Annotated in this window: 24 protein-coding genes; 14 read left to right on the top strand and 10 right to left on the bottom strand. The window is 52.9% G+C overall.

What is annotated here, in order from left to right:
* Window positions 1–67: 67 nt before the first annotated feature.
* The 9 genes from PQG83_RS08135 to PQG83_RS08095 all read left to right on the top strand — a co-directional run bounded on the left by PQG83_RS08135 (window position 68) and on the right by PQG83_RS08095 (window position 8,390).
* Window positions 68–1,168 (top strand): ABC transporter ATP-binding protein, encoded by a 1,101-nt coding sequence (locus tag PQG83_RS08135; RefSeq protein ID WP_312748401.1) that lies wholly within the window; start codon window positions 68–70, stop codon window positions 1,166–1,168.
* Window positions 1,117–2,025, top strand: coding sequence for an ABC transporter permease (locus PQG83_RS08130; RefSeq protein WP_312748400.1), 909 nt, complete (start codon window positions 1,117–1,119; stop codon window positions 2,023–2,025). The genes PQG83_RS08135 and PQG83_RS08130 overlap by 52 nt, the downstream gene beginning before the upstream one ends.
* Window positions 2,022–2,822, top strand: coding sequence for an ABC transporter permease (locus PQG83_RS08125; RefSeq protein WP_312748399.1), 801 nt, complete (start codon window positions 2,022–2,024; stop codon window positions 2,820–2,822). The genes PQG83_RS08130 and PQG83_RS08125 overlap by 4 nt, the downstream gene beginning before the upstream one ends.
* A gap of 10 nt (window positions 2,823–2,832) precedes the next feature.
* Window positions 2,833–3,894, top strand: a complete 1,062-nt coding sequence (locus PQG83_RS08120) for a polyamine ABC transporter substrate-binding protein (RefSeq protein ID WP_312748398.1) — start codon at window positions 2,833–2,835, stop codon at window positions 3,892–3,894.
* Window positions 3,895–3,977: 83 nt separating this feature from the next.
* Entirely contained in the window at window positions 3,978–4,805 is an 828-nt protein-coding gene (locus PQG83_RS08115; protein WP_312748397.1) for a HEAT repeat domain-containing protein, read from the top strand.
* A 109-nt stretch (window positions 4,806–4,914) separates the two neighbouring features.
* The gene (gene def / locus PQG83_RS08110) at window positions 4,915–5,445 is read left to right on the top strand and encodes a peptide deformylase (RefSeq protein ID WP_312748396.1); all 531 of its coding nucleotides are present in this window, start codon (window positions 4,915–4,917) and stop codon (window positions 5,443–5,445) included.
* A gap of 119 nt (window positions 5,446–5,564) precedes the next feature.
* Window positions 5,565–7,289 carry an ABC transporter ATP-binding protein gene (locus PQG83_RS08105; RefSeq protein ID WP_312748395.1) on the top strand — a complete coding sequence of 575 codons (1,725 nt, stop codon included), beginning with the start codon at window positions 5,565–5,567 and terminating at the stop codon, window positions 7,287–7,289.
* A gap of 348 nt (window positions 7,290–7,637) precedes the next feature.
* A complete protein-coding gene (locus PQG83_RS08100) occupies window positions 7,638–7,829 on the top strand; it encodes a DNA gyrase inhibitor YacG (RefSeq protein ID WP_312748394.1) in 192 nt (63 codons plus the stop codon).
* A 21-nt stretch (window positions 7,830–7,850) separates the two neighbouring features.
* Entirely contained in the window at window positions 7,851–8,390 is a 540-nt protein-coding gene (locus PQG83_RS08095) for a hypothetical protein (protein WP_312748393.1), read from the top strand.
* 39 nt (window positions 8,391–8,429) lie between these two features.
* Here PQG83_RS08095 and lpxD read toward each other — a convergent pair whose 3' ends face one another.
* The 3 genes from lpxD to fabF are packed head-to-tail and all read right to left on the bottom strand — an operon-like array spanning window position 8,430 to window position 11,157.
* Window positions 8,430–9,539, bottom strand: a complete 1,110-nt coding sequence (gene lpxD, locus PQG83_RS08090) for a UDP-3-O-(3-hydroxymyristoyl)glucosamine N-acyltransferase (RefSeq protein ID WP_312748392.1) — start codon at window positions 9,537–9,539, stop codon at window positions 8,430–8,432.
* Entirely contained in the window at window positions 9,536–9,907 is a 372-nt protein-coding gene (locus PQG83_RS08085) for an acyl carrier protein (RefSeq protein ID WP_312748391.1), read from the bottom strand. Before PQG83_RS08085 ends, lpxD begins: the two co-directional genes overlap by 4 nt.
* On the bottom strand, window positions 9,904–11,157 hold the full coding sequence (gene fabF / locus PQG83_RS08080; protein WP_312748390.1) for a beta-ketoacyl-ACP synthase II: 1,254 nt from the start codon (window positions 11,155–11,157) through the stop codon (window positions 9,904–9,906). Before fabF ends, PQG83_RS08085 begins: the two co-directional genes overlap by 4 nt.
* A gap of 461 nt (window positions 11,158–11,618) precedes the next feature.
* Here fabF and cynS point away from each other — a divergent pair, with 461 nt between their 5' ends.
* Window positions 11,619–12,071 (top strand): cyanase, encoded by a 453-nt coding sequence (cynS, locus tag PQG83_RS08075; RefSeq protein ID WP_312748389.1) that lies wholly within the window; start codon window positions 11,619–11,621, stop codon window positions 12,069–12,071.
* A gap of 393 nt (window positions 12,072–12,464) precedes the next feature.
* Here cynS and PQG83_RS08070 read toward each other — a convergent pair whose 3' ends face one another.
* Window positions 12,465–12,833: a DUF2784 domain-containing protein gene (locus PQG83_RS08070; protein WP_312748388.1), complete on the bottom strand. Its 369-nt coding sequence runs from the start codon at window positions 12,831–12,833 to the stop codon at window positions 12,465–12,467.
* Window positions 12,834–13,276: 443 nt separating this feature from the next.
* On the opposite strand from PQG83_RS08070, the gene PQG83_RS08065 reads away from it, so the two are divergent.
* The 4 genes from PQG83_RS08065 to PQG83_RS08050 all read left to right on the top strand — a co-directional run bounded on the left by PQG83_RS08065 (window position 13,277) and on the right by PQG83_RS08050 (window position 18,588).
* Window positions 13,277–14,401 (top strand): hypothetical protein, encoded by a 1,125-nt coding sequence (locus PQG83_RS08065; RefSeq protein ID WP_312748387.1) that lies wholly within the window; start codon window positions 13,277–13,279, stop codon window positions 14,399–14,401.
* A gap of 358 nt (window positions 14,402–14,759) precedes the next feature.
* The gene (locus tag PQG83_RS08060) at window positions 14,760–16,208 is read left to right on the top strand and encodes a SulP family inorganic anion transporter (RefSeq protein ID WP_376753585.1); all 1,449 of its coding nucleotides are present in this window, start codon (window positions 14,760–14,762) and stop codon (window positions 16,206–16,208) included.
* Between the two features lie 41 nt (window positions 16,209–16,249).
* Window positions 16,250–17,113 (top strand): universal stress protein, encoded by an 864-nt coding sequence (locus PQG83_RS08055; RefSeq protein ID WP_376753584.1) that lies wholly within the window; start codon window positions 16,250–16,252, stop codon window positions 17,111–17,113.
* A 455-nt stretch (window positions 17,114–17,568) separates the two neighbouring features.
* Window positions 17,569–18,588 (top strand): hypothetical protein, encoded by a 1,020-nt coding sequence (locus PQG83_RS08050; RefSeq protein ID WP_312748384.1) that lies wholly within the window; start codon window positions 17,569–17,571, stop codon window positions 18,586–18,588.
* A gap of 157 nt (window positions 18,589–18,745) precedes the next feature.
* On the opposite strand, the gene PQG83_RS08045 is transcribed toward PQG83_RS08050, so the two are convergent.
* The 6 genes from PQG83_RS08045 to PQG83_RS08020 form a co-directional block, all read right to left on the bottom strand.
* Window positions 18,746–20,086 (bottom strand): tetratricopeptide repeat protein, encoded by a 1,341-nt coding sequence (locus tag PQG83_RS08045; RefSeq protein ID WP_312748383.1) that lies wholly within the window; start codon window positions 20,084–20,086, stop codon window positions 18,746–18,748.
* Between the two features lie 103 nt (window positions 20,087–20,189).
* The gene (locus tag PQG83_RS08040; RefSeq protein WP_312748382.1) at window positions 20,190–20,357 is read right to left on the bottom strand and encodes a hypothetical protein; all 168 of its coding nucleotides are present in this window, start codon (window positions 20,355–20,357) and stop codon (window positions 20,190–20,192) included.
* A 327-nt stretch (window positions 20,358–20,684) separates the two neighbouring features.
* The gene (locus tag PQG83_RS08035; protein ID WP_312748381.1) at window positions 20,685–21,167 is read right to left on the bottom strand and encodes a hypothetical protein; all 483 of its coding nucleotides are present in this window, start codon (window positions 21,165–21,167) and stop codon (window positions 20,685–20,687) included.
* A gap of 1,369 nt (window positions 21,168–22,536) precedes the next feature.
* The gene (locus PQG83_RS08030; RefSeq protein WP_312748380.1) at window positions 22,537–23,349 is read right to left on the bottom strand and encodes a class I SAM-dependent methyltransferase; all 813 of its coding nucleotides are present in this window, start codon (window positions 23,347–23,349) and stop codon (window positions 22,537–22,539) included.
* A gap of 772 nt (window positions 23,350–24,121) precedes the next feature.
* Window positions 24,122–24,847, bottom strand: coding sequence for a DUF6348 family protein (locus tag PQG83_RS08025; protein ID WP_312748379.1), 726 nt, complete (start codon window positions 24,845–24,847; stop codon window positions 24,122–24,124).
* 612 nt (window positions 24,848–25,459) lie between these two features.
* Complete coding sequence (locus tag PQG83_RS08020) at window positions 25,460–26,647, bottom strand: NnrS family protein (RefSeq protein ID WP_312748378.1); 1,188 nt, start codon at window positions 26,645–26,647, stop codon at window positions 25,460–25,462.
* Window positions 26,648–26,938: the final 291 nt, after the last annotated feature.

Genomic DNA, 26,938 nt, shown 5'->3' with positions numbered 1-26,938 from the left:
TTTTCCTCCCTTCCTAGAATCGTCACCCTGGTGATTTGTCCATTCCTCCCGAAGGGATCTCTGGCTCGTGAATGAAAGCGTCGTACTCGATAAGGTTATCAAAACTCATGGCCTCGTGCGGGCGGTGGATCATGTGTCATTGTCTATCCAAAGCGGAGAGTTTTTTTCTATATTGGGTCCGAGCGGGTCAGGGAAAACCACCATCCTTCGATTAATTGCCGGATTAGATCGACCCGACCAAGGGGACATTGTTATTCAGCAACGTGTTGTCACCTTAGATCCTCCTCATAAGCGACCGGTAAATATGGTGTTTCAGCACTATGCCCTCTTTCCGCATCTGTCAGTGTTTGAGAATGTGGCTTTCGGTTTACACATGAAAGGGGAAGGTCAAGCCAATATTCACACGGCGGTGAGTCACATGTTGGCTCTGGTGCGTCTGCAAGGAAAGGAGAAGCGCCTGCCAGGGCAATTGTCGGGAGGGGAACAGCAACGGGTGGCGCTCGCACGAGCCCTAGTGAATCGTCCCGTGGTCCTGCTATTGGATGAGCCCTTGGCTGCTTTGGACCAGCAGTTACGTCAGGAGATGCAAGGAGAGCTGAAGCGGTTACAAAGGGAGGTGAAAGCCACATTTATTTGCGTGACTCATCAGCAGGATGAGGCCCTCATGCTGTCTGATCGAATTGCGGTCATGCAGGGTGGGAAGGTCTTGCAAGTGGGGACGCCGCAGGAGATCTATGATCGTCCCGTATCTTCGATGGTGGCTCAGTTTATCGGTCTTTCCAATGTCTTATCCGGTACGATTGCCTCCTGTGAAGGTGGATGGTGTCGGGTTGATCATGACGTCTTGGCACCCGTGAAGGTCACGTGTTCACCGCATAAATCTCTCCAGGGGGCTGTCACGGTTATGATTCGCCCAGAGCGCCTCCATGTGTCCTCTGACATGTCGCCCAACGGATATGAGAATAGGCTTCCGGCGATTGTGCACCAAGTGGCTTTTTCCGGGAATGAAGTGGTCTATCATGTCCGGCTTCGAGACGAGGCGATCTGGATGGCTCGTGTGCCAATCGCCGAAGCGCAGGCCAGGCCATTGGCCGTTGGTCAGCCGGTATATGTACAATGGCGGGCACAGGAGGGACTGGTCTTGCCCGCCCATCCGGCACCATGCTGAACAATCGTTCCGACACACCTTCCGCTTTTCCTGTCAAACTGTCCCTCCTATCGGCAAGTCTCTTTTTAGGCCTGTTCTTTTTTCTCCCGCTGATATTGGTCTTTGGTGTCAGTCTGGCGAGTCGGGGAATGTATGGGGGAATTACCTGGATCCCCACCTGGGAAAATTATCAACGTGTCTTCGATCCGCTTGTGGGAGTGATATTTTTCCGTTCTCTTTTCTTGGCGGGATTGACGACTTTCATCTGTGCGGTGGTGGGGTTTCCCTTGGCGTATTGTCTGGCCAGGGCCTCCCGGCCCTGGCAACTCATATTACTGACTCTTGTGATGGTTCCATTTTGGACCAATTTTTTGGTTCGCACCTATGCGTGGGTGCTAATCCTTCGAGCGGACGGTATTCTGAATGGCCTGTTAATCAGGTTGGGATTGGTGGATGAGCCACTTTCTCTATTATTCACCAATCTGTCGGTATTCGTGGGACTGGTTTATGGCTATCTGCCCTTCATGGTGCTTCCTCTGGTGGTGGCCATAGAACGTATTTCTCCGCAATTGGAGGATGCGGCGTTTGACTTATATGCGTCCATGGCCGGGATGTTTCGACATGTGCTGCTTCCCCTCAGTGCTCCGGGTTTTCTGGCCGGTGGGGTATTGGTCTTTATTCCTTCCCTCGGGGCCTTTATTACGCCCTATCTGTTGGGGGGAGGACAAAACATGATGCTGGGGACTTTCATTCAACAAGAGTTTCTGGTCGCACGAGACTGGCCGTTTGGATCCGCGCTTTCTTTCGGATTAATGGGAACGGTCCTTCTCCTCTGGTTTCTGTTGGGTCGTACGTCCGTTGAGAAGGATCCGTCATGAATCGGATGCCGTCCAGCTTCATTGTGATGAGCCTGCTGGTCATGGTGTTTTTATATTTGCCGGTGTTCATTCTGATCGGACTATCCTTTAACGCCTCCACGATGGGAGTAGCGTGGAAAGGGTTCACGTTTCAGTGGTATGAAAAGCTGGCGATGGACCAGGCGATTCTCGAGGCCACGGTCAATAGTGTGGTCATTGCCTTGCTCTCAACCGGTATGGCGCTCATCCTTGGAGTGGGGACCGCCATTGGTCTGGAAACCCGTCAAGGACCGGAAAAATCCTGGGTCAATATGATCCTGGTATTGCCCCTGGTCATACCGGAAATTTTATTGGGTGTGGCCTTATTGATGGTGTTTGTCTTGTGTCAGGTTCACTTGGGGTTTGGTACCATTATTATCGGACACATGGTCTTTAATCTCCCATTGACCATCGTCATCGTCAGGGCACGACTCCGTAAGCTGGACCCTGCCTGGGAAGACGCGGCACGTGATTTGGGTGCCACCTCATGGGAGGTGCTCACCCGGATTACGCTTCCCTTATTACGCCCGGCCATCTGGGGGGCAGGCCTATTGGGCTTTACCGTATCTTTGGATGACTTTGTGGTGACATTCTTTGTGTCCGGTCCCGGGTCGACGACGTTACCACTCAAAGTGTTTTCGATGATCAGAACAGGGATGACCCCGGAGATTAATGCCTTGTCGGCGGTCATGGTGGTGGTCTCCATGCTGTGCGTGGGGTTGTCCTGGTTTGTTCAGCAGCGGTCCACACCGGCCTCGGCTGAATCTTCGTATCGATGAAAGGGTGCATGTGAGTCATCTGATATCCCTGTATGTCGTCCTCTTGGCCCTCCTGGTGGCGGGAGGATGTTCGGAATCTTCGACATCCCCGGAATCCCCATCTTCCCGGCATTCTACACTGTATTATTTCACGTGGTCCGATTATGTGGATCCTGGTGTGGTGGCCAAATTTGAAGCGACCCGAGGGGTTCGGGTGGTGATTGATACCTTTAGTAGCAATGAAGAGTTACTAGCCAAAGTGCAGAGCGGCATGACCGGGTATGATGTCGTGGTGCCATCTGATTTTATGGCGGGCATCATGGGACGGTTGGGATTGCTGGCTGAGTTGGATCCGGCAAAAATTCCTCATGTGCAGGACCTGGAGCCTCACCTCCGACAGCTCTCGTTTGATCCCACAAACCGGTTTGCCATTCCCTATTTATGGGGCACGGTTGGAATGGGGTATAATGCTGATGTAGTGACGGAGCCGCCAACCAGTTGGGAGGCTTTATGGGATCCGAAATTTTCCGGTCGAATCAGCTTGCTGAATGATGAACGGGAAGTCTTTGGGATGGCACTTCAGACGTTAGGCTACTCGCTCAATAGTGTCGATCCCCAGGCCATTCAACAAGCCAAACACAAGTTGATGAGGCAAAAGCCATTGGTCAAGGCCTATACGAGTGAACAGTTCGACCAACTTCTCGTGGCCGGTGAAGTGGTGTTAGCGCATGCCTGGGGCGGGCCAATCGCCAGGGCGATGCGTGAGCACCCGTCAATCCGGTATGCCCTCCCCCAGGAAGGCGGAATGATGTGGACGGATTGTCTGGCGGTCTTGGCCAGTTCCCGTCAACAAGCCCTGGCGATGGACTTTATCAATTATCTTTTAGATGAAGATGTGGCGCTTGCCACATCGCAGCGACTATTATTTGCCTCAGCCAATCGCCATGTTCGGGATCGTCTGCCGGCAGACATTCGCACGAATACAGCTGTCTATCCGCCAAGTGATATGCTTGCCCGAATGGAGTGGTTGGAGGATGTGCAGGAGGCCATTCGCTATTATGATCGAGCCTGGACAGAGCTGAAAGTACACTAGTTTGGCTTGACCCTTTTAGCCATCTGCTACTAGACTATCTGATTGCGAAGTTTCATATACGCGGTTTCACGAAAGGGATGGTCATGACGAAGCAAATCACCAATTGGTCACAGACAATATGTTGGGTGGTTGGGGCTTTTTTCCTGTGCGGCGCCCCGCTGTGGGCTCAAGAACCAGGAAGAAGTTCTTTTCCCGTCTATCTGACGCAAATGCCCTATGATGCTCCTCCTCCCCCAGAATCCACGGGGGTTGAGGCGACGGAATCCCCTGAAACTCTCACGCCCCAGGATCATGAGCGTCTGGAAGCGCTTATCCCCATGCTTGAGGGCCGGCAGGAATTCTGGGCCATGGGAGAGTTTGTCTTTTTTGGCAAACATTCGATCCCGTATTTAGTGAAAGCGCTCAAGGTGCCGGTGCCCAGAGTCCGGTTCAACGCCGTGGAAACCCTCTCCATGGTGAATGATGCTTCTGCAATCCCGGGCTTACTGGAAGTGGCCATGAATCCGGATGAAGAATCACGAATCCGGTCCCATGCCTTGCGTGTGGCAACACGATTGGACCCCAACCAAGTCATTCCGGCCATCGAGGTGATGGTGAAAGACCCCAATTCCACGATTCGAAACACGGCTGTGTTTGAATCACGGAGGGTGCCTCGAAAAGAAGTGCTGCCGGTTATTATCAGTGCCATTTCAGATCCAGAGCAATATGTGTCGATCACCGCGCGGGATTCTTTCTGGGTTCTCACCAAATTCAGTGGCTCAATCCATGATTGGGAAGTTTCGACACCCGAAGACAGAAAGGAATGGGTGAAGGAATGGTGGGCTTGGTGGGAGGAGAATAAAGACCGATTGGGTGTGACACCGTCATCCGCAACCCCCCCCCGATCACCGGCAGACCAGAATGTGAGTTAACACCGATCCTTCAAAGAGAGTAGTTTGGGCTCGTCGCCGGACGGTGGTCGAAGGAGTGGCATGCATATGAGATTACAGATTTAGACGATCGCGAAAAGGAGTAAGGTGTATGGCAGTATTACCTATAGCAAAAATCGGCAACCCGGTTCTCCGGCAACAGGCAACGCCTGTGGACCCTGCATCAATCGGGAGTCGACGGGTTCAGGCATTCCTCGATGATATGTTCGAGACGATGGTTCAGTATGAGGGGATCGGATTGGCAGCCCCGCAGGTCGCACATTCGGAACAGATTGTCGTCATGGAATGTGAGGGGAAGGGTGGTTTTCCCAAGACCGTTCTCATAAATCCTAAAATTGTGTTTTATAGTCCCTCACAGGGTGAAATGTGGGAAGGATGTCTCAGTATTGATAATATGCGAGGGAAGGTGGTTCGGCCGTCCATGATCCGTGTGCAGGCCTATGATCGACAAGGGGTACTCCAGGACTTCGAAGCCAACGGGCTCTATGCGGTGTGTATCCAACATGAAATGGACCATCTCATCGGGAAATTGTTCATTGATCGAATGGCTGATATGTCGACCCTGACCCAATTGGAAGAGTTTGATGCCTATTGGCGTGAAGAATCCGCCCCGGTGATTTAATCCCTGCTTGATAGAGCTAACCGTCGAGCGTTTTCTGCTCATCAATTCTACGAGTGTATTTCCGTGATTCCTATCAGGATCACGCCATCTGTCGACGAAAAAAGGTTTCCAGACTTCCCGTGAAATCACTCCTCCGAGTTCTGTCGTACCTGGCCCCCTATTGCGGGCTCGTGTGCGTCACCTTCTTCTTTGCCGGGGTCACGACGGCACTGGAACTGCTGCCACCCTGGCTCATCAAAATCGTGATTGATGACGTCATCCCGGCAAAAAATATGGATGTCCTGACCTGGGTGCTGGTCGGATTGTTCCTGGCCTATGGATTGAAGAATCTCTGTAATTCTCTCCGGATCCGTTTCAACAACACGCTTGAGCAACGGGTGGTGCATCGGCTTCGACAACAAGTGTTTGCGGCTCTGCAACGCCTGTCGTTGACCTATTATGAAAACCGCTCGACGGGTGAAATCATGTCGCGTGTCGTGAACGATACGGAGCATGTGCAACGAATTTTTATTGACGGGCTTGAGGGCATGTTAACGGCGACGTTGACCCTGGTTGGCATTACCACTATTTTATTTATGCTGAACTGGAAAATGGCCGTTCTCGTGCTGCTGCCGATTCCAATTTTAATTATCGGAGGCGTGGGATTTACCCGCCGGGTCCATCGGTATTATCACGAAATCCGTCAGCAGGCGGCTGAACTCAATGGCTATCTGCAGGATTCCTTGTCCGGGATTCGGGAAACCATGGGATTCAATCGGCAACCCTACGAACAAACGCGTTTCCGTGACATGAGCCACAAATACAGCCAGGCGAATTTGAAAGCGATGTATTTATGGTCGATTTATTCTCCGGGAATGATTTTCATCGGAAGCCTGGGAACCGTCTTGATTGTCTGGTATGGGGCGGGCGAGGTGGTTGCGGGTCGTCTCTCCACCGGTGAGCTAGTCATGTTTTTATCCTACCTGGTGTTGTTTTATACCCCGGTCAACCAAATCCATTCGGTGAATCATTTATTGCAGCATGCCTTGGCGGCCAGTGAACGGGTGTTCGATATCTTAGATGCAGAGCCGGCCGTGCCGGACCAGGGACAGCTTCGTCCCGTTCAACCCCGGTTGTCGGGAAAAGTCGAATGGAAGGATATGGCATTTGCCTATCGGCCGGAGATGCCGGTCTATGAACATCTTTCACTGACGGTGGAGGCGGGGGAGCATGTGGCTTTGGTCGGGCCGAGCGGGGTGGGAAAAAGCACGCTCATGAAACTGCTTTTCAGGTATTACGATGTAGGGGCGGGAGCGATTGAATTGGATGGATACGATATTCGTCATCTCCCATTATTCTACCTTCGAGAGCAAATCGGCTTTGTGCAGCAAGAGCCATTTTTATTCAATGGCACCGTGCGGGCCAATCTGGCCTATGGAGACTTGTCGGCGTCACACGATCAAATCGAAGCCGTGGCGCGCGCTGCGCAAGCGCATGAATTTATTCAAGCACTTCCTGACGGGTATGACACCTGGATCGGGGAACGCGGGGTGAAATTGTCCGTAGGGCAAAAACAGCGTATTGCCATTGCCCGGGTGCTGCTCAAAAATCCTCCCATTGTGGTCATGGATGAAGCCACCTCCAATATTGACACCGAAACCGAAGTCGAGATTCGCATTGCGATGGATGAGTTGATGCGGGGGCGGACGACCTTTATCGTGGCCCATCGGTTGTCGACGCTGCAAACCGTGGATCGGATTGTGGTCCTGGAGCATGGACAGATCGTTGAAGAAGGCGATCATGCCACCTTACTGGCGAGAGGAGGATTGTACGCCGGTTTGTATGAAGCCCAATTTCATGTCTAACATGGCACCGCACCAACCTGGCTTGCCCAGGCCTGTGGTCTATCGGCCTTTGAGTGCAGGCATAAACGAAGAGGCCGGGTGTATCGGAAGGACTGCTGAATATTTTTCGAATTTTTTCTTTTCATGGCTAGATGAGTGACAGAATCCCGTAGGGGAACTCATAAGTGAGGGTACAAAAAGGCTTGTCCCGTATTGTCCTGAAGACTCTCGACGGAAGGGTGGCCGCTGCTTGGGGCGGGCTAAGCCTACGGAGGAGGCCGTGAACACGGGCAAAGGGCGAGAAGGCATCGATAGAAGTCCCCTCAAGGATTCAACACGTGTTTTCCTCACTCCCTCTGGAGGAACGACATGACCGTGAAATGTCCGATGTGTGGCAACGTGGAACCATGGGAAGGAAATGTCTTTCGACCCTTTTGTTCCAAGCGATGTCAATTGCTGGATTTGGAGGGATGGTTGAGTGAGCGCTATCGCATTCCCGATGCGGAAGAAGATGGGTTGGATGAGACGAATTCTGAGGCAAGCCCGACATCTTCTGACTAGATTGTATATGGAGACCCACGTATGCCAAAAATGATCACGGCTAAACGTCATGAGGACGATACGGAAAGAGCCCAGGAGTTTGTCCGCACTAATATCCTGCTTCCTGCCAGTTTGTTGGGATTGATTTCGGTCGTCGTCGGAGTGATTGCCTTAGGCTTTCAATTCTGGGCAGGAACGTATGGATGGGAAACCTTTACCTACAGCTCGGCACTCATCATCGCCGGCGTGCTTGTGGGGATCGTTCAGACAAAATACCAACAGTATCTTTTGCGGGAGTTTCCCGGACATTTTGCCAGTCGCATGAAAGCCTATAGCCAACGGTCGGTTCGTAAGGCCAAGAAGGCCATCACGGAGCATGACATTGAGCATCGAGGTCGTGGATTGGTTCCGCTCTGGTACTTTCTGGGGATCGTGATGTTTTTTGCGCTTTCCGGATTAACCGTGGCCACGGGGTATATGGAGCCGGTCGCCGCGTTTGCCCTCCCCTGGGCAGGCTATTTTTGGGCGAAGTTGTTTTTTTGGAAAGGGGTGGTATTGCTGCCAGCACGCAAAAAGAGATGAAGGCTTACCGCTGTTGGGTCCTGGATCCGATCTGGCGGATTAGGGCTTTGAGGTTGAACGACGTTTGACAGGTGTGGACTTGGATGCAGATTGGTCCGTGAGCAGCGATTCAAGATGTTGGACCTGTTTTTGAAGAGCCCGGAGTTCCTTGCGTAATTCGGGGAGTTGGTATTGAAGGACCTGTGACCGTCGCCAGATGCCATGTTCGACCGCCGGCCGACCACCCACTATCTGACCGGATTTTACATTATTGGTTACCCCCGAGCCGGCCGCAATTTTCACTTGATCACCGATGGTGACATGATCGACCAGGCCGGCCTGGCCACCCACCATGACGTGGCGGCCTAATGTGGTACTGCCCGCAATCCCTACCTGTGCGACGAGAATACAGTCTTCCCCGATCACCACGTTATGGGCGATCTGCACCTGGTTGTCGATTTTTGTGCCGCGCTTAATAACGGTGCTCCCAAATGTTGCACGATCCACGGTCACATTAGCCCCAAGCTCAACGTCATCTTCAATGATCACATGGCCCAATTGGGGGATTTTGTGGTGGCGGCCTTCGTGTTGCACATAGCCGAACCCATCGCTTCCGATAACGGTGCCGCTGTGTACGATGACACGATTGCCGATGACACACTTGGTCAGCAGCGAGACATGGGGATACAGGATGCACTCGTCCCCGATAATAGCATCGTCGCCAACATGAACCCCGGCATGGATGGTGACACCGGACCCGATGAGCACGCGGTCTCCAATTGTGACGAGGGCGCCAATTGAGACATCCGGCCCAATGCGCACATCGAGTCCGGAGACGGCACTGGGATGAATGCCGCGTGCTGGAAGAGGGGGCAGGAAAAATTTCTGGGCCAATGTCGTGATGGCGACCAGCGGGTTCGGAACAAGTAGTTGTGGTCGAGGGTCGTCCGGTATCGGCTCTGTGACAATTAAGGCTGCAGCCTGTGATTGGCGCGCCGCTTTTTGAAACGAAGGCTTCAAGACAAAGGAGACATCTCCGGAAGAGGCTCCTTCAAGATGGGAGAGACCGGATATCAGAATGTCAGGGGATCCGTGAATGGTGGCGTGAATGGCGTGGGCTAATTCCTGAAGAGGAATATTCACGGTTCGTGAGGAAGACGATATCGTCATGGGCGCGATTTTTTTGGAGTGGTACGACTTTTGGCTTTTTTGCCAAGTGGGGTCGGGCGTGAATTCTTGGCCAACGGTGTGGCTTGAGGGCCGGAGAGCGTGCTCCCTTTACCATGAATGCGTTCATCCAGATAAAGGATGACCGCGCCGATGGTTGTTAATCGCCCGAAGTCCTCATCCGGTATTTGAAGATCAAAAGCCGATTCGACGTCATAGACTAATTCAATGGTTTGCAGAGAGTCCAACCCCAAATCGTCACGGAGCGAATCTTCCGGATGCAGATCTTTCGGATCGCGTTGAAGGTATTTGCCGAGGGTGTGGTACACCTGTTGACTGAGTTGAGAGGATTTGTTGACGGAAGATTTCATGAAAACTTTTTTAAAACCAGGACCGCATTGTTACTTCCGAATCCGAAGGCATTTACCAAACCCACCCGAACCGATTTTTTTTGTACCTTAGTAGAAAGTCCCGGCAAGGCACAATGGGGATCCGGGTCATCATAGTTCACCGTGGGATGTATTATACCAGTTTGAATGGATAAGGCCGAGACAATTGTCCCGATCGCACCGGCCGCTCCCAGTGTATGGCCAATGAGGGATTTGGTGGCATTGACCATGATGGTATTCAGGCGTTTTCCGAAGACCGCTCGTAACCCTTTGACCTCGACATCGTCTCCGACCACCGTGGATGTCGCATGGGCATTCACATAGTCAACCTGTGCGGGCGAAATCCCCGCGTCTTTCAATGCCAGGGTGACGGTTCGCGCAATATCGGAACCATCCTCTCTCGGAATCACCATATGATACGCCTCATTGGTGGCGGCATAACCGGCCAGTTCCCCATATATTTTCGCTTTTCGACGGGTCGCATGGCGGAGGGATTCTAAGATCAATGTGCCGGCCCCTTCCCCCATCACAAATCCGTCCCGCCCTCGATCGAATGGCCTGGAGGCCTGGTCCGGGTGGTCATTATATTTGGTGGATAAGGCGCGTAATGAGCAAAAGCCGGCAAACACTAACGGAGTAATGCTGGCATCCGCTCCTGAGGCAATGACCACATCTGCCTGGTTCAGGCGAATGGCCTGCATGGCTTGTCCAATAGAATGAATGCTGGAGGAGCAGGCCGTAGAAATAGTGAGGTTCGGGCCCCTTGCCCCAAAAGCCAACGCCAGAATGCCTGAGGCGGAGTTGAGCGTAATGGTCGGAATAAAGTTCGGATGGACCCGATGTGGCTTACGGGACTGATAGAGGGTAGTGAGTTCACGTTCCCCCATCATCATGCCCCCCATGCCAACCCCGGCCATGACTCCCATCCGTTCAGCCGGCTCCTTCTCAAGGTCCAGTCCACTATCCTGTATGGCTTCCCGTGTGGCGGCAAGAGCAAATTGTGCATAGCGGTCCACGCGCGATGAGAATTTATCTTCTGAAGGATCCGGAAGGCGAAAATCGGAAACCTGCCCCCCAACCCTGGAGCGATAGGACTCCATGGGGAAGTCCCCAAAAGATGAGATCGCCGTGATCCCTGTTTTGCCCTGAAGGGCGGACTTCCAAAACGTAGGAACGCCAACCCCGATAGGGGAGACGATGCCAAGCCCGGTAATGACCACGCGCGCTGCCATAGATTGCTCCAAAAAGAAGATCCTAACCTACCAGAACCTTGGTCAAATAGGGAGGGGTCAGGGTGCTATAAATTCTGTATTTATGCTCTTTTTTCCTTATATAGACCGTGGGGTAGCGGAGGGAAGGATTTCGGGGCAAATGGGGATGTGAGATGAATGAATTCATGGATTGCCTAAAACATGAGCAGGGCATCGGGGATGGTAATGGGAAATGGTAGACGGAAACTCCTTGAACCGCTGTTGGAGAGTTTCCCCCTTAAGAAGGAAATCCGGCCAGGCTTCATGGTCTCTCTGGCACGTACAAAACCATACTCATGCGGGAATGTTGGATTGACAGGTCCATATTCGCCGCCTAACGTATTGTCGTATTGTCGAACATGAGCCAGAAAAGAGTGTCCCAACTCAAGGAGAATCCTGCGAATATCAATCATTCGGAGGCTTGAAAGGAGGAGAGAGTGAAAATGAATAAAAAGGAACTTGTTGCCCAGTTGCTTGCAGCGAAAAAAGCCTCAGGAAAGACCTACGATCAGCTAGCAGCAGCCCTCGGGCTGTGTAATGTCTATGTTGCCCAGTTATTCCGATTGCAGGCGCAACTCAAGAAGGAGGCAGAAGTAAAGCTAGTCAAACTGGTTCCAGGACTCACCGGGGATTTGCTTGAAGCGATGCGGGAGTTTCCCATGCGATCCTATGATCCGTCGGTCCTGCAGGAGCCACATATTTATCGCATGACAGAGGTTTGCGCCCATTATGGGGAGTCCATTCTGGATATCATGCACGAGCAGTTCGGTGATGGGATTATGTCGGCGATTGATTTTAAGCTCACGGTTGAAAAGATAAAGGGTGACAAAGGAGAGGACCGTGTCGTCATGACTTGGAATGGAAAATTTCTGCCACACATCGAACAGACTGCTTAACGGGGAGGGGGACGCCATAAAAACAGGGGGGCAGGACAGAAGGACAGAAGGCCACGGTCAGTTTTTGTCTCCATGAATATAATGTAATGGTTTAGTTTTAACTTTAAGTTGTTTTGCTGGAGATCTCTTTGAACGAAAATTGCCGTGTGGGTGCACACGATTGAGTACTCATACAAATGACTTAAATTATTATATCATGGAAATGTACATTCACCTTTATGGAAGCGGCAAATAACCATTTTTAATTCTAGGTAGTTAAAGTCAAAAATAATGAATAGCTTTAATTTTTATCTCAGTCGAAATGGGCTTGAGATAGATCCTAAATGTTTAAAGAAATATGATGATGGGATTATGAATGTTTCAACGTAAACGCTGAGGATTGGCTGAGAGAAATTAAATACCTGAGGCTTTTCGCCATCCTACAAACCCATAGGTCACGAGCGTAAAAAGGACGACGACGAAGCCCAGCCAGAATTGCATATCCGGGGTAAGGCCATGGGGGTAAATGACGGGCAGGACATAATGCTCAAGAAAGCCTCCAGTATATCCCGCCTCACCGCTGGCCTGTCGTAGCTGGTTTTCCAGGGGGGTAAGAGGGCAGATCCACCCCCCGAATTCCAAGGCTGCCGCCCACAGTGCGGCAGGAAGATGAACCCAGGGGATCCAACGCCACCAAATAGTGAGAATTCCCCCGAACAAGACAAAGACAATGAAGGCGAAGTGGATGAGAAGGACCAATTCAGCCAGGACTTGCCATAGCATGTTGAGGACCCCGGTTGAGGTGGTTGCGGACGAATCTCAGATTCAACGGATTTGAGAGGTCAGACAAAAACGTCTCCCTTGGTTCTGGCGGGATGGTACCATCCTGGTTTCCTCAAGGGGGGAGAGGTCACCCCCGAATCAAAAAACCTAAAGGGTCTTCATGATTGATGGAACGGGAGAAAAGCCTAACCCCATCTTGAGGGTGTAAAGTATCAATAAAGAGTTGGTCTGTCATTCCAGTCAAGACAACACAAAGGGAGGAAAAGGCAGTGAAGCACCATAGCGAATTTCTCGGACCCCCCCTCGATTCACAAGCATATCGGTCGGCTGGCATGGGGCAAGAGCTCTTTTGTGGTCTACGACCTATTCACCGAATCGGATCCCACGCCATTAGACGATCCCGGGCAAGTAGCCTTGCAGGTGTTTTCCTGGGATTGCTATGGATGGGAGCGGTCGTTCCGTTGGCCATGGGCAACCATAAAGGTTCCGAAGAGCACCACGTGGTTTCGGATTCCGGAACCGAAAAATCCGTTGGACATGCTATTGCGGGTGCGCCGTTTCAGATTTATCTTTCCGAGGGAGCCGGGACGGATGAACAAGGCAGCCGGGAACAAACCAGAGCCGATGACGCGCTCCAGACGGTTATTGGGGCGTTCAATTACATGATGGAACATCGGACTGACTATGCCAGATTTGAAGAAGCCCTGGCCAAAGAGGCGCTCCAAAAAGTCATCATTGAACCGAAGGTCGCAAACCGGGAGGGGAAAGAGTTTTTATTGCTGGTGGCCCGCACTTCACAACCCAATCAGGTCAACCTCCTCATCAGCGCATCCGGGCTCGAAGAACAAGGCTATCTCAATCATCCGGAACAACTGGTGCCGGTCCTGGCCAGAGAATTTCAGTGGGTGGTGAGCAAAAGCGACACGACGCCGAAACGTCAGGCGAAGGTGCTCCCCAGCGACCTCAAACAGGTCCCGATCAAGACCAATCAGGAGATTGCAGAGTTGGCAGGAGAGGACCGTGAACATTTGCTTCAAGCATTGTTTCGCACCTATTTAACCACCACCGACCGGTATAACAGTTTGGAGGGGCAATCCTATTATGAAACCGGTTCCACCACACGGATTCCCCCCGCCCAACCGGATTCCACCACCAAGTTGTATGACATTCGGGTGCGTGAAGCCCTGCAAAACATTGTGCGGGAGCCACACTTTCAGGAACAGACTCCGAAGGCGGTGAGGAGTCTCCTTAATGGCAAAATCTGGAATGTCGCGTTCGCGGACATTCATAATCGGGATTGGGCCACGCGAACCAGGGTGGTCCCCAAAGAGCAGTCCATCACATTAGGCGAACAAAACAAAACAATTCAACCGGCCACGGTGTTGATCAATATTCACCGATCGGCCTCGCCTGATGATCCTTTTTTTGAAAAGACGAGAGGGCTCCCCATGGGTGCCCTGCCGGTTGAAATCTTGACACGGGTCATTGCCCGGGAAATCCAGGACAATATTACGGAGAAGTCCATGCGCGGCCATGTAGCCCAGGATGAACTTTCCGCCCCTCCGTGATCGGGAGGCGTGTTCGCCATCATCGTTTTCCCACTCTTCCAATCATGCCGCTTGTGCGTGTGAAGAGTCTATGATATTGTCGCTTGCATCGTGTAAGACCTCTTCTTCCGGGGCAACAGACCCCTCAAAAGCGAAGTAAGGCCTTACACGATTTTTTTTGTTCGAACCCTCCTTGGTCTCCTGAAAGCAGGAACATTCCAACAAGCATCCGGGAGTTGTGTGATGGGACAGAAAGGGTGTCGGCTGGTGCCGTCACTCCTAGGGCCCCTTGGCGTGTGTTTTTCAGGAAACATGTCTGACTGAATCAAAACAAGGATCATTGATGATACAAGAGATAGTGGCCAAAATCCGTGAAGGGATGAATATCCGGAACGATCTGCTTGCAGGTCTTGTCGTCGCACTGGCACTCATCCCCGAAGCGATTGCCTTTTCCCTGATTGCCGGGCTTGATCCCAAGGTCGGCCTGTACGCCTCATTCTGCCTCGCCACCGTTATTGCCATTTCCGGCGGTCGGCCGGGCATGATCTCGGCTGCCACGGGAGCGATGGCGCTCCTGATGGTGACGTTGGTCAAAGACCATGGGTTGCAATACCTGCTGGCGGCCACGGTGCTCACTGGAGTCCTGCAAGTTGTGGCGGGCTGGCTCCGGCTTGGTTCCCTGATGCGCTTTGTCGCGCGTTCCGTCATCACCGGCTTTGTGAATGCGCTGGCCATTTTGATTTTTGTGACGCAATTACCAGAGCTGAACGGTGCGAACTGGGAGGTCTATGCAATGGTCGCAGGGGGCTTGGCCATTATTTACCTGTTTCCATATCTCACAAAGGCCGTGCCGTCCCCACTGGTGGCCATCGTGGTCCTGACAGGGATCTCCGTCGTTCTGGGATTGGACATTCGCACGGTGGGCGACATGGGCCAACTTCCTGACAGCCTTCCGATATTCCTGATCCCGGATGTGCCGTTGAGTTGGGAAACCTTGTGGATCATTTTCCCGGTGTCAGCCACACTGGCTGTAGTGGGACTGTTGGAATCCATGATGACGGCCTCCATCGTTGATGATCTGACAGATTCCTCGAGCAACAAAAATCGCGAGTGTGTGGGACAGGGCATCGCCAATATTGCCTCAGGTTTCATCGGCGGCATGGCTGGATGTGGCATGATCGGACAGTCGGTCATTAACGTGAAATCGGGCGGACGAGGACGGCTCTCGACCCTCGCGGCCGGAGTGTTTCTGCTATTGATGGTGGTATATATCGGTGACTGGGTGGGCCGTATCCCGATGGCCGCATTGGTGGCCGTCATGATCATGGTGTCGATCGGTACCTTCAATTGGGCCTCGATCCGTAACCTGCGGGAACATCCGAAAAGTTCCACTGTGGAGATGCTCGCGACCGTCGTCGTCGTCGTGGCCACGCATGATCTAGCAAAAGGCGTACTGGTTGGCGTGCTGTTGTCGGGATTCTTTTTTGCGCACAAGGTCGGGAAAATTTTGCATGTCGGTGGGAAGTCTGAAGACAGCGGCCGCCTACGCACGTACACCGTCACGGGCCAGGTCTTCTTCGCCTCGGCTGAGCGGTTTGTCAATTCTTTTGATTTCAAGGAAGTGATCGAAAAGGTTCGAATCGACGTGAGCCGTGCGCATTTCTGGGACATAACCGCGGTCAGCGCGTTGGACAAAGTCATCCTCAAGTTCCGCCGCGAGGGAACGGAGGTCGACGTCATTGGTCTGAACGAAGCCAGCGCCACGATGGTGGATCGCTTCGCCGTCCACGACAAACCCGATGCCGTGGAACAAGTGATGGGCCACTGAGAGAAACACATCTGGTGAAAAACGTGAAAAAATTGCGGGTCATCAAGAACGAGAATAAGGTGCTGGCCTGTGTCGATCAATCGCATTTTGCCGATTACGTGGCCGACTATGCGGCCTGGGCGGCATGCCGCATGGCGGCACCACTGGAATTTCTGCATGTGATCGATCGGCATCCTGAGATTGCGACCGGCTACGATCATAGTGGTGCCATCGGGTTTGATGCCCAGGAAGTCTTGTTGAACGAACTGTCCAATGAGGATGAGTCCCGCAGTAAGGCGGCCCGTGAGCGTGGCCGGATCTTCTTGAACGATTTACGGGAGCGGGCCATTGTGGCGGGGGTTGAAGCTCCTGATGTTCGCCAGCGCTACGGCGTGTTGGAAGAGGCTTTGGTGGAGCAGGAAGAAGGGGTGCGTCTGTTTGTATTGGGTCGCCGGGGTGTCTCGGCTGAGGCGACCCAGCGTGATTTGGGACGCAATGTTGAGCGGGTGGTGCGCGCCCTGCACAAACCGATTCTCGCGGTCACCGATAGCTTCACCGAGCCCCGCCGGGTCATGATCGCCTTCGATGGGGGGATCGTCACCCGACGAGGGGTAGAAATGGTGGCAGCCAGCCCTCTCTTCCGTGGCCTGCCGGTGTACCTTCTGATGTCAGGCAAAGAAAGTCAGAGTGCCCCCAAACAGCTTGAATGGGCCAAGACCACATTGGAGGCGGCAAGCTTTGATGTTTCTCCTTCACTCATTCCCGGCGACGCGGAACGCGTCATTGCCAAAGCTGTCCATGAGCAGGGCATCGATATGCTGATCATGGGCGCGTATAGCCATTCTCCGCTTCGCAGTTTGGTATTCGGCAGCAAAACCTCCGATTTGTTGCGTTCCGCTAAAGTTCCGACGCTGTTGCTCCGATAGAGTATCTGGCGTTACCTCGTTTTAATCTGGTACCACCAAATTAAAAAAAGTGAAAACAGAGTGGCTGTGAGTGGTTGTCGTCACTTGCAGCTTCGGTAGATGAGCCGGGGAATCTCAGTAATGTTCATCATTCGAAGGAGTGATCGTAGGAGAAAAAATAAGGCAGGCATTCCCATGCCTCGCTTGTCGGAGTGAAAACGGTATGATACCGTAAAGCCTATCGTGTAAGACCTCTTTTTCCGGGGCGACAGACCCCTCGAGATGGAAACAGAGACTTGCACGATTTTTTTGTGCGAACCTTCCGTGGCCTCCTGCAAGCAGGAACAATCCCACAAGGATCCAGGAGTTGTGTGATAGGGCAGCCAAGGTTGTCCGATTGAGCCGATACCTGAATAGGTTGAATCGTGTGCGTAAATTATTTGTGGTGTTCTCGTGAAAAGAAAGAAGAATACGTGATGGTAAAGATAGTAAAAAAAATTGTGGCCAAAATTGGTGAGGGTATCAAGAATGCCTCCGACATTGGCTATCATATTGTAATCCTGTGTCTGAGTGCGGGGATTGCGATATCGCTCCCTACCGTGGCCAGAAGTTTTCTGACCTATTGGACAAGGGTGGAGAAGGAAAAAATGTCGATCGTGGCGTTGGAAATAGGTGTCGCGGCGTTACTGATTGTGGTGATGACCTATATCCGGCGGAGTTGGCAGGACCGGAAGCTGGCCAAAATGGCGATCGATGCCGGCTTCGTGTCATTTTTCCCCAAACGGGCCCGGCGGGCTGAGGATGGAATTCGCAAACTTCGGCAGACCCAGGGGCGTGGCCGGACCGTCCTGGTCATCGGGTCAAGCGGGTATGACACCTTGCGTGATCAGGTGGGGGACTTATCGACCATTCTGGATAAATGCCTGGGAGCCAACATCATGCTGGTGAACCCCTTTAGCCAGGGTGCCAGTGCACGTATCCGGGCGATTGCGGATCCATTGATGTCGATTGAGAAATATCGAGCGGGCGTAAGGCAAAGCATTGAATTGCTCAAAAGGCTTCAAGGGGTCGGAAAATCCGTCAAACTGAAACTCTATTCGGATCCTCCCCTTCTGAAATTGGTCATTCTTGGGGACTATCTTTGGATGCAGCATTACCATACCGACCTGGATATTCAGGAGATGCCGGAATACGTGCTGCGGCACAACGCAAACGACCACGGGCTGTATACGTTGTGTTATCAATATTTCATGCAACGATGGGAACAGACCGACATACCGGAATACGATCTGGTTACCGATGAGCTGGTCTATCGGGATAAAAATGGCCGGGAAATCAGAAGAGAACAATTCTGGCCGGATGACGTCCCGCAGGGCATCGAGCAGGGGAGAGAGATCCCCCTGTTGGACTCAACGCCACACACGCCCATGACCCGTCCGGTTCTGGAGCATGCCATGTGTCGAACAGCGAATGAGATCGCAAGACCGCTTGCATGAACCTCAGAACACGATAATCTTCTGTATGGCCAAGTCTGGCGGTGCATAGATGATCGAAAATCTATGTACCTGGTGGGAACGAGAATTACGTGTATGGGTAATAGGGGTTAACGTTCTCGTTCGGTAGACGAAAAGGACAATCGACTGAAACGGGGGGTTAGACGGAACGCTTGCGTTGTATTTGCTCGGACCGGGTCGCCCACGCTCGGTTGATCCGGCTCTCCGGCTTCCAGGACAGTCGCTCAGCGACGAAAGCGTCGGTCAGCTCGCGATCGCCAAGGCGGATCGCCGCTTCTGTGAGCGTCCAGGAGAACAGGTCGCGTTGCGCATGGCTGCCGCCCATGCGGTTGGCTTTACCGCGAACAGGCAGCAAATATTCGATCGCCTGCGCATAATCGCCTCGACCGAACGCTGCGAGGCCTTCGCACGCGGGCACCCCGACCTCGCGGCTCATCATCGCATTCGTGCCCTGACCGGCAGCTGCACGCTTGGCGGCTGAGATCAATCTCGACTGAGTGTCGGCGCGGCCCGCACCAACAAATGCGATCATCGCGTTCACGTCGTTGAAAGCATAGTACGCATCTTCGGCTCGCGCCTCCCACTTGTCAGCAAGATCTGTCCACCGGTCGCCGACATCTTGCCCGATTAGCCACAGCCGCCACAGTAGCGACGAGCCATCGACGAGCTCGAGTGCCTGACCGAAGCCGCCGGCAGATACGCTTTCGTCAAACAGCTTCAATGCGGAAACCGTGTCGTTCGCCTCGATCCGGAACAGTGCCTGGTGCCACCACAAATGGAAGGCAAACATGCTGTTCGGCGCCCAATCCTCGGCAGATGCAGCCAGATAGTCGGCGCCCTCGTCGGCGCGGCCCTGCATTTCCATCACGTGCGTCACTGCGTGAACGGCCCATCCATCCTGCCCGTTCAGGGCAACGGCCCTGCGACCGCGCTCTTCAGCCTTTGCGTATTCGCCGGACTCTTCGAGCCCGAAGGCATACATGCCCTCGACGAAACCATAACCTGGAATGCTGCGATCCCAATGCTGCAACACGCGCGCAATGCGATCACGGAGTAAGTGCGAGTGTCCCAGGTAGAAATCGCCGAGGTGCGCAAACTGCAGCGCCAGCAAGTCCCGCGGATACTCGGTCGAGGCTCGGCCCCATGCCTCGATAGCGCGCCCCCATTCGCCGTCGAGCCAGGCGCGACATGCGGCGATATGCAAGCGCTCACGTTCGTTTGCCTTCCTGGCGAGTGCTTCAGCCGCGTTCAGACTCTTGATCAGCTCCGGCTCGAACGCTTTATCGGTTGCGGTCGCCAGTGCACCAGCGCGGAACGCGTGCGCCAGCGCAAAGTCTGGATACTCGGCGATGATGGCATCGACCTCGGCCAAGGGGTCTGCCTGATAGGCGTGCATCATGTCGCATACTCCGTCCAGACGCTCGATCGCCTTCTGCGATCCGTATGAAACGGGATTTCCCCTCTTGTCGGTTATGTTCATTGTCCAATCTCCATTGAAAAGTCTGTCCGGTTCACTGAGGCGGTCTAATAAGGTTTAGAAGAATCCGCACAAGAGCCGAATCTGTAGATTTCTGCCCGTATATTCAAATGGCCGGGCCTTTTTCAGAAGGGCGAATCCTGGTGAACATTCTTCTTCCTTTATCCGAGGCCTGCCGGCTGGCCAACAGCGGGACGCTCTCATCTGCTGGCTGGCCTTGTTTGAGCCCTTCGACAAAGCTCAGGACAGGCCCGGCGAGTTGGTCCGCTCTCATAGGAATTGGCGGCCCTCCGATCCTAGGAAGCCAGACGGGGCGTCAATGGTTTTGGGTCCTTTTCCCGAAAGAGAAGGACCTCGCCTGCCGGGGCGAAACCCGGCAACACGGAATATCACGTTGACACGATAGTTAGTTGCACAAAAGCGATGTGCGAACCTGTCAGCGACTTTGTTCCGGCCAACTCCAAGATGGATTCCTTTTATAAATTGTCAATCCGTGAGGCCAGAACCATAAATTCTCTTTGATCCCCAGAGACCCATATCATTGTACCCACGTTCACCGGACTTTAGAGTATGATCGGCATTGGGAACCTGCATGCTGTTGTTAGACAGCATGGGTAAGTCTTCCACTTGTTCCTGTGCAGAAATACTCGAGCCCCACGACGAGTTCCTTTGCCGCCCGCCCTATGTATACAAGTTGCGGTACTTTCGTGCTGCCGGTGACTATATATCGAAGTTGGTTCCCTGAGTAAATTATGCTCAGGACGTGGATTGCGGCGATTTCCCTGGGATCAAGCTTTACCTCTCGCCCGAGCTTCCGCCGCCGAGCCAATATGAGAGTCTTTTCTAAGTTATGCGAAAGGGTACGCATTTGGTCTAGCTTTAAACCGCGCTTGAGCAGAAATGCCTTGAGAATTAGCTCGATTGTTATGCCATAGAGCTGGAGCGTTGGATAGAATAGCTGACCTTCCCCGTGTATCTTCACTTCGACTGTGCGCGCAGCAAGAAGGTAGTTTGCCGCGAAGCGCCAGAAGCCTTGAGCATCTGATTGGGCTGCAACTGTGGCATTGGTCGAAGCGATTTTCATGGTATCTAAAAAGCTAGCTTAGAGTGCGCGAGGAAAGAAGCGTTCCGGTGGAGTGGGAATGTTAGCTGCCGTCAGAAATGAACCTCGATTTGTCGTGGATGTCGGGTTTTGCAATCATGCAATCCGTTCCCGGCTCCGCTCAAGATCCTAAGGTCTGACCATTTGCTTTCATATTGAAAGACCTTCCCCCAAGCATGTTAGAGCGCGGATTAACTGACGGCGCTTACAACCTCCTGCTTCGTGAGGCATTGCGTTGCTACTAGCTGAGACAGCAGATTCAGGAAACTGACTTTGCCCAGAACAGGTGGCCCACCTGGGCCATAACCGAGCTTCAAGCGTCCACCGGAGCTACGGAGGTCTTTGTAGTAAGAAAACCAGATGTCTGTGGCTTCGCTGCTCGGCTCGTAGCTAACGAGAAAGACGAAAGGTTGATAAATGTCACTGGTCTTGCCGAGCGGTATAACGCCGCGCAAGTACGGCTCCCAAAATTCGCCAATCTCTTGCAGCCTAAAGATCTTTTTATGAAGCCGTGCTTTCCGCATGAGCAGAGAAACCAGCCAGCGCCGTCTCTGTGATTTGCGATGAGGTCAACGATGTTGTTAGCCCACGACTGCTGACCGCAACTTGAATCTGTGCACTTGATGTTCCATCCCATGTTCTCTCTCCTTGCTCTAACAATGTTTAGGCAGGTTCGCAAATGAGTCGGATCTACCAATTTCTGTGCTTATAACTCTCCATCGAATTTGCTAAGCATAATACCATTTTTGGCGCCGTTTTATAGTCGTTCGCCTAAGGGGTTTCGTATTGTGACAATTTATTCTGATCGCCATAACAACCGTCTTTCAGCACTCAAAGCCCATGAACCGGGCCAGAATAATGCAGACGAATTTTTCGTCAATTGACGAATGAAGTCAAGTTGTGGGCCTACAAAAGGGAGCGGGGGGTGTCGAGTGTTTGTTGATGACTATTGCTCATTTCCAAAAGGAGCGTGGGATGCGTGAACATCGGTCTTCCATTGTCCGACGCCTGCCGGCTGGCCCAACGGAGGGACGCTCTCATCTGCTGGCGGGCCTTGTTTGAGCCCGGCGAGTTGGTCCGCCCTCCTGCGTCCCTACACTTTAATAAAGCCAGACGGGGCGTCAATGGTTTTGGGTCCTTTTGCCGAAACAAAAGGACCTCGCCTGCCGGGGCGAAACCCGGCAACACAAAACATCACAATGCCACGAAAATTAGCTATATAAGTAAGATGTGCAAACCTGCTAGCGCTTTTTCCCAGGCATGCCCCAAAATTGAATTCCCGATATACATCATCAAACTGCCTAGGTTCAGGCCCGGATCACCATCCCTTTCGTTCCTCTGCCGAAACTTTTCAGAGTTCAACTGTCACGCGCAAGAAAGTTGCCGGAATCGATGTGGAATCCTTGCGACCGCTTTTGTTTTGACTATTGAATAAATCCTCCAGTTCCTTTTGCAGGTCAGCGGCTCGGCCATTTTTTTCTGCGGCTTCAAATGCATTCATAGTTGGCCCGTAGTATTTTCTGAATTCATCGACGAATGCTGAGGGTGCCATGGGATAGTTGAACGTGAACGTGTCGCGTGCAAAAGATATCTGCTCTGCTGGAATTCCGGCACCGGTAAATCGCTCGATCACGTGGGACTCGACTCCCCAGGTCATCGGGCTAACGAAGCCTTCCGGTGGCGGCGGCGTGTAGCTGGAGCTGATTTTCAAAATCTGGGCGACCAAGGTCGGATCATTAGGAATCCAGTTACCCATCACGATCCGACCACCCGGCCGGGTCACGCGTACTTTCTCCTTGGCCACCTCAAACGGATTCGGCGCAAACATTGCACCAAAGATACTCACGACGAGGTCAAACGTCTGATCCGGCAACTGGTGTAGATTGGACGCATCGCCTTCCTGAAACGTGCAATTGGTGAGGCCATATTCCCTGGCCCGCTTGTTTCCGGCCTCAACCAGGTTCCTCGCGATATCGACGCCCAACACTTCCGCTCCGAGTTTTGCCGCTGGCAAGGCCGTCGTGCCATCCCCGCATCCAAGGTCCAGAACCTTGAGCCCTTGTGTGATGCCGAATCGCTGGACGAGTGCCTCACCACTTTCTCGCATGGTGTCGGCAATGCGCGTAAAGTCCCCTTTTTCCCAAAGTGCTTGGTTTGGATTCATGGTCCGTTCCTCTCTAACGAACAATATTGTTTAGGTTTTGATATTAATAACTTTTATTGCCCCCATTTCTTTCCATTTAGGCGGAATAATTTTTGGCCAATTGACGAAATTAGTCAAGTTTGGCAACCTTTCAAAAGGTCCCTGAATTTGAGGAGAGTGGTGATGCCCAGGCTTTGTCCATGGGAGCCAACCCTGGTACGCATTCGTCTCTCATGATTCGACGCCTGCTGGCTGGCCCAACGTAGGGACGCTCTCATCCGCTGGCGGGCCTTGTTTGAGCCCTTTGACAAAGCTCAGGACAGGCCCGGCGAGTTGGTCCGCCCTCCTAGGAATTGGCGTCCATCCGCTCTAAATGAGGCCAGACGGGGCGTCCATGGTTTTGACTACTTTGGTCGAAACCAAAGTAGTTCGCCTGCCGGGGCGAAACCCGGCAACACGGAAAATCATGTTGCTACCAAAGTTTGGTGCACAAGTGCGATGTGCAAGTCTGCCCGTGCGTTTCTTCGGCCAATTCCAAGATGGATTCCCGATACACATTGCCAATTTGTAGGGCCAGAATCCCCAAAGACCCACAACATCGCACCCAGGTTCAGCGGGTTATAATCGCAAAAGAACTCTTAATCGCACTGCGAACACTAGTCACAAGCGTTCCTTTGCAATCTAAGGCTGGGATTGAGGCGGGGCGGACGAGTGCATTGAGGAGGATAGCCAAGCGCCAGCAAGAGCCTGGTGTTGGGCGCTCCTCTCGAGCCACTTGTTAGCTGTGGATGTGTCACCTAAGGACATATGATTGCTTGTACATGTAGGGCGTAAGACCTTTCGGCCAGCTCAGCTGTTGGAGTGAAGCAAAGGCTATAGCCGAAAGCTGCGAATCAACTCTGCACTCACCCGTTATGGGTCCATCTGGAGCGACGACTACCATGATCTGAACAGAATGGACTTTTGCATTAACGCGAGGAAGGGTGTCCGAGATTGCTTTGAGGACCTTGTCGGGTGTTATGACCTGTCCGGAAATAAGTTCGTCCGGTGCCTGTCCCCGTACAAGAAGAGCGCCGGTGTACACCCGAAAATTTCCTACTGTGAGATCGGGGGAGCGGTCCGCAATACTGCGGAGAATCGGCGATCCGAACGCGACATACCATTCCACAACAGCATTGCTCGTGGCGTTGTCGGCTGAATCGCTGCTTATGCCAATGGATCCGGCGATCAACTCGTTCTGCTTCCTACTATCCAGGGCGATCTCAAAGCGAGCGGCAGATATGAACTGTCCCTCGGTTCTAAGCACTCGCTCTGAGACAGGTGTAATACGAAGGCGATGTCCTGCGATCTCAACCTCTGAGCCTCTCACTGTCATACTTGGTACCAATTCTGAGGGTGTTGCAGCTTCTTTTTTCAACAGATCCAGCAAGCGGGACATAAGCCTACCGCCTTCATCGTCGGCAGTGGAAGCCAACGGCCCAACCGCCATCAGGAGCGTAAATGTGAGTAAATCGCGCATGCCTGATCTCAGAACCGGCCAACGATATTTAGGCGGATCCGCAAAAGCGCCGGATCTGCCAATTTTTGTCCGTATAACACACCTTTGAATGTTCCGTGCAAAATGCCAATTGTCGCCGCTTCAATGAGTCGCGTCTAAAGGTCAATTTATTGTGGCATCGTATGCGGATCGGCATAACTCCCTCTTCCTAGCCATCAAAGTTCTTTCACTGGATTGGATTAACCAACAGTGATTCTTGGTCAATTGACGAAATTAGTCAAGCTGGATAACTCCGCAAAGACACCTAAATTTATGCGAGTATTTAGGGTCAAACCTTTTCCATGAGAGCGAATTTTGGTGACCATTCTTCTACCTTACGACGCCTGCCGGCTGGCCCAACGGAGGGACGCTCTCATCTGCTGGCGAGCCTTGTTTGAGCCCTTCGACAAAGCTCAGGACAGGCCCGGCGAGTTGGTCCGCCCTCCTGCGTCCCTACACTTTAATAAAGCCAGACGGGGTGTCAATGGTTTTGGGTCCTTTTGCCGAAACAAAAGGACCTCGCCTGCCAGGGCGAAACCCGGCAACATGGAACATCACGTTGTCACAAAAGGAAGGTTTTTACGACGTATGCCCTTACTCCTCGTCGAGACTAGGGCGAAAAAGAAATGGTCCATAAATAACAGCGAATAGCAGATACCCGCCGCTCCAGATCATCGCCGATAGGCCAAGCACCAGAGATGTCGAGAGATCGGTGCCCGGACCAAAAACCCGTAGCATTGCACCCAGGTTCACGAGACTGTAGATCAAAACCGTCATAGGACCCGCATGCCGTGGGCGCCCGGTATGACCCAGGCTGGCGCGGGTCATGATGGCCAGAGTCATCGAACCCACGGCTCCGGTCGTGAGTACGTGCACCGCCTCCTCCTGGCGCAATCCAAATCCTAGAATCGCCGCACCCAGGATAAGCAGCGACATCGCCAGCCACGCATAACCCACGTGCAGGATGAGCACCAAGGGTTCACGCCAGGTGATCCAGCCGTACCAGCGCAACAGACGTATGAGATGTACCAATCCGGCTAGGATCAAAAGCCAGCCGGTGACCAGAGCTTCCGGCTGGGCCGTCCAGGCGATAGCCGCGATGGCTGCAAGAAGGATCGACGCACCGTCGAAACGGGAAAAGGATGAAGGTTGTTGGGGCATGCCGCCCTCGCTCAGATAATCGAGTGTAAAACCGGGAATGACCCGCCCACCGATCAGCGCTAACAACATGATGATGATCGAGAGCGCCATCCGCTCGGGGAGATCCGTCGCCGCGTCGCTTAGAGCGCGGACGTGAAAAAGCAGATTGGCGATGGCATAGAGACTGATCAATACACCAATTGGAGAACGCTCCCACGCGTTCCCGATGGCAATTTCCCGCCAGACAATAATGGCCAGGACAATGAGAAAGGCTCCGTCAACGATGGCGCAGACAGAGGGTGGAGGCCAGGGTATGGCGATGACCAGGCGGCCTGCCAGCCACAATGCCCACAGCATCATCAGCGGTAATCCTTTGATCGGAGGACGGTCCGTCCAGTTGGGCATGGCGGTGAATAGAAATCCCGCGATCACGGCCGGAAGAAAACCGAAAATCATTTCATGCACATGCCATTCTCGCGGGACATACAGGAAATGGGTGTTGTCGGCTCCGGAAAGAATCATGGCCCAGATCGGGAGTGCCACGCCGGCAAAGACGGCGGCACACAGAAAAAAGGGTCGAAATCCGTATGAAAAGAATGCCAGTCCCTGAATGCGGGACTCTTGGTTCGTCGGGTTGGTCATTGGATCGCTTATTCTGAGGGGTTGCTTGTCATAGGGGTGCGGTCATCATGGGTCGCCAGTAAAATATGCAGCTCATTGGACAGTAGTGGAAGTGAGTCGGGTGGGATGACAGTGAGAGACCATCAAAATGCGAGAATAGTTCAAACGGTGAAACCCTCGCCAGGAGGTCATCCTGAGCGCTTCGGCGAAGGATCTGTGCCCGGGTTGGCGGTGCCACCGCTCAGCGAGATCCTTCGGTTCCCTCAGGATGACAACGATTGTTGCCTGGAACCTGGGCCAAGCTGTGGTTAT

Source organism: Candidatus Nitrospira neomarina, assembly GCF_032051675.1.
GTDB classification, from domain to species: Bacteria; Nitrospirota; Nitrospiria; order Nitrospirales; family UBA8639; genus Nitrospira_E; species Nitrospira_E neomarina.
Note: the sequence above shows the minus strand (reverse complement) of the source record. Positions and strands in the feature narration are given on the sequence as shown.